The following is an 873-nucleotide window of genomic DNA, read 5'->3' on the forward strand; positions in this document are numbered from 1 at the left end:
TGAAAGATAAAGGGATCGATTTAAGAATAAACATATAGCATACATACAATGAAGGCCGCCTTATAGATTTATACATAATGGGCGGCCTTTGTTGTGATTATGACTTGAAGGAGGAAACCTTTATTAATAAAAATAGAAGTTTTCTACTGATCACTGTGGTTATCAATATTGCTATATGGATCTTTGTTCAGGAACAAATGACAAATGCCAAAGTTGAACAGTCTATTCTATCGATTGACCAACCTACGATGTGTAAATGAATAATGTTTATTTAAAAAGCAAAAGGGCATCCTCTTGCTTTTTATTTTTTACAGCGGCCAAGCTACTATGACGTATCTTCAAATGAGCATATTGGGTGCGAAGCGGCAGCCGATACGCTTATTTTCATAAATAAATACTTCCAGGGCAAACTAAACGATATGGTTTATATGCTATGGAGGTAAGTAATTTGAATAAGAAAAATGATACTAGATTAACCTCTTCAGAAATTACAAGTCTGTGGGTTCAATATATGAGGGAAACGATGGCAAATTGCATCAGTAAATATGTATTAGCAACTGCTAAAGATTTCGAAGTTCGTTCTCTTTTTGAATTTTGCTTAGAACTATCTCAAAAACACCTCAAAGTATTAAAAAAGATTTTAAATGCTGAGAATTTCCCTTTACCCAAGGGCTTTACAGATAAAGATGTAAATTTGGAAGCCCCACCTTTATTTACGGATGTACTTTGGTTACATTACATACATACTATGACGATCCATGGATTATCAGGACATAGTATGTCATTCAGTAGTTCTATTCGGAAAGATATTAGGGATCTTTATTATCAATGTAATATGGACGCGATGGATGTTTATAACAGATCAATTGATAT

The 873-nt window shown here is 33.4% G+C and carries 1 protein-coding gene; it reads left to right on the plus strand.

The annotated features are described in order from the left end of the window. Window positions 1-511: 511 nt before the first annotated feature. Window positions 512-873: DUF3231 family protein (locus tag ACSMFO_RS40130; protein ID WP_436462534.1), on the plus strand; the 362-nt coding region annotated here is incomplete at its 3' end.

The sequence above is a fragment of the Amycolatopsis sp. w19 genome, from assembly GCF_051373225.1.
Classification (GTDB): Bacteria; Actinomycetota; Actinomycetes; order Mycobacteriales; family Pseudonocardiaceae; genus Amycolatopsis; species Amycolatopsis japonica.